Genomic DNA, 2,915 nt, shown 5'->3' with positions numbered 1-2,915 from the left:
GTATATAATATATTGTATTATATTTTTTCAAATAAGATTGATTTTAATATGTATAAATATAATATTAAAAAAATATAAAGGTTTGATGATTTTTTTTATATTTTGTATATTGTTAATATTAGGAATTAGTTTTTGGGTTGGAGTTGTAAAAATAATAAATAAGAATATTTTATATAGTTTAAATAATTTATTTAATTGTTTAATAGTTATATTAAGTAACAGTTTTATTACAAAACTTTTATTAAAAAAGGTTGAAAAGATATTAATTATAGGATATGGAGAAAATAAATTTGAGATAGTTTTAGGAGAAGAATATAAATTTATAAAAATAAAAAATAATTTCAAACTTGTTATTTGGAAGGAAATAACAAGTTTGAAAAGGCATAAAGAATTAAAAGATATTTTGTTAAAACTAATAGTTCCATTATTTTTAATAAATTTTTTGTTATTACTATTTAATAAAAAAAATAATATTAATATTAATATTATTATTTTTGGATTTATAATGATGTATACTACAATATTTGTAGCAATATTTAGAAAATATTTTTTTGTTAGTAGTGAAAAACATTGTATAAAGTATATATTATATTCGAGTTTAGATATTAAAAAATTTATATATTATAAATTTTTTATATATTTTGTTATATTATTAGGATCTATATTGGGAATTATAAATATACCATTAATAGTAATAGGGAGTAAAGATGTATATTTAATATATATTAATATTTTGGCAATATCATATATTTGTGCAAATTTATCAATTGAATATTTTAGTGATGCAACTTTCCCAAATTTCAATCAACTTGAAGAAAATGAAGAAAAAGTAACTTCAATGGGGAATTTAGTTGCACAGATATTATTAAGTATATATATATGGATAATGATTAGCGTTAATTCTATTATGGGGATATTAAATTATAGAAGAGTATTAAAAATAAATAAATTTATATATGCTACATCTATATTAAATATAATAGTATCATTTTGTTTTATATGGGGGATTATGCTTTATTATAAAAAGAGGGGGAACTTATATTGGAAGTTATAAATAATGTAATAGTAGCAAAGAATGTTAATAAAGTATATGAGGCATCTAAATTTAAAATAGAAAATTTAAATTTAATATTTAAAGAAGGGCAGATTACAGGATTAGTTGGTAAGAATGGTTCAGGAAAGACTACAATTATGAAAATGATGGTAGGACTTTTACCAATAGATAATGGAGAAGTTAGAATTTTAAATAAGGATATAAGTGATGGGTTTAATAGTATAAAAAATAATATAGGTTATATGCATGCAGAACATTATTTTTATGAATATTTAACAGGAAGAGAGTTTTTATTTTTTGTAGGAAAAATTAAAGGATTAGAAGAGGCTTTAATAGATAAAAGAATAAGAGAATATAGTGAATATTTTGAGCTTAAAAGCTTATTAGATACAACTATAATTAATTATTCGCATGGAACAAAGCAAAAAATATCATTTATTAGTCAAATTATTAATAATCCATCAATATTATTATTGGATGAACCTTTAAATGGCTTAGATCCAGTAATAATAAAAAAAATAAGAGAATTTATAAAAAAAATATCGATTGAAAATGGGACATGTGTAATAGTTTCAGCGCATCAATTATCGTTTATTGAGGAGATATGTGATAGAGTTATTGTTATAAATGATGGAAAAATAATAATGGATAAAGAAATATCATCTTCAAATTTAAAAGTATTTGAAAATGATATTTTACATATATTAAAAAATGGAGCAATTAATAATGTATAATAATATATCAAAAGATATAAAAAAAGGATTTATAATAATAAACTGTATATATGCAACATGTTTTTTGTTAGGTATTTTTTTTAGCTTATATATAGGTGTTAAAGATGGAGGAGAGAAAATATTTAATCAACAAAATATACAATTATTAGAAAAAGAGTATATTTTCTTGGAAGTCCTTAATAATAATTTAAAATTAGGAATTAAGATTTTAAGTGGAGTTATTTTTGGGGGAATAAGTAGTATTGGATTTATATGTTTAAATGGAATTTTCTTTGGGATAGTTTGTGGAGTAACAATAAAAACATATTCTTTTTTATATTTATTTAAGTTAGTAGCTTTTCATGGGGGATTAGAGATAATAGCTTTTAATATTTTGGCAGCTGCGTCAATAATTCCAATAATATTTATTAAAAATAAAATATTAAATAAAGAGTATAAAATTTTAGAGAATATAAAAATTTATTTTAAATTAGGTATTTTAGGAATTAGCCTGATTATAATAGCAGCATTTATTGAAGGATTTATATCGACGATTATGATTTAAGTTATTATTAGGAGGAGATAGAATGAAATATAAAAAAAAAATTAACTTAATTTTTATTATATTAGTATTAATTTCATTTATTATATATAGATTTGGGTTTGATAGACAGGGGAGTTTACTAGATATAAATTATATAATTATGTATGTTATATTTTTAGGGTTAATTATATCTATTATTTTTACAAAAAAATAATAGATGAAAATTTAGGGTTTTATACAAAGATAAAAATATTTGATAATAGAATAAATATAAAAATAAAATAGTAGTTTCAAATCTGTTCATAAATTATTTTATGAACAGATTTATTTTAGTTTAAAATATATTAATAAAACAATCTCATATTGAGAGTTAATAGAAAAGGCTATAGTTAAATTTAGTACATATTTATGTTATAAAATTATGAAAAGTAAAAGTTAGATATTTTAGTGAATATAGAAATATGTGATATAATAAAATGTCTAACAAAGGAGGTGAAGTGGTGGGACAAGCAATAAAAAGAAATAAATTAGAATATATAGATAAGGTTCATGGAAATAGTAAAGGATGGATCACTAGAAGTTGTATAGATGAAAATGGATATAG

3 protein-coding genes are annotated in these 2,915 nt (G+C 19.9%); all 3 read left to right on the top strand.

Annotation, left to right across the window (positions count from 1 at the left end; genetic code table 11):
- Positions 1 to 1,054: hypothetical protein (locus J7G74_RS07555; RefSeq protein WP_297133691.1), on the top strand; the 1,054-nt coding region annotated here is incomplete at its 5' end.
- Positions 1,042 to 1,788: an ABC transporter ATP-binding protein gene (locus J7G74_RS07550; RefSeq protein WP_297133689.1), complete on the top strand. Its 747-nt coding sequence runs from the start codon at positions 1,042 to 1,044 to the stop codon at positions 1,786 to 1,788. The genes J7G74_RS07555 and J7G74_RS07550, both read left to right, overlap by 13 nt.
- A complete protein-coding gene (locus J7G74_RS07545; RefSeq protein WP_297133687.1) occupies positions 1,781 to 2,332 on the top strand; it encodes a stage II sporulation protein M in 552 nt (183 codons plus the stop codon). The genes J7G74_RS07550 and J7G74_RS07545 overlap by 8 nt, the downstream gene beginning before the upstream one ends.
- The last annotated feature ends 583 nt before the right edge of the window (positions 2,333 to 2,915 follow it).

Origin of the sequence: Terrisporobacter sp. (assembly GCF_017888745.1) — a bacterium.
Lineage (GTDB): Bacteria > Bacillota > Clostridia > Peptostreptococcales > Peptostreptococcaceae > Terrisporobacter.
Note: the sequence above shows the minus strand (reverse complement) of the source record. Positions and strands in the feature narration are given on the sequence as shown.

What these genes read in the sequence shown, in the direction of transcription:
- J7G74_RS07545 (WP_297133687.1), top strand. Translation starts at nt 1,781, where the DNA reads ATGTATAATAATATATCAAAAGATATAAAAAAAGGATTTATAATAATA.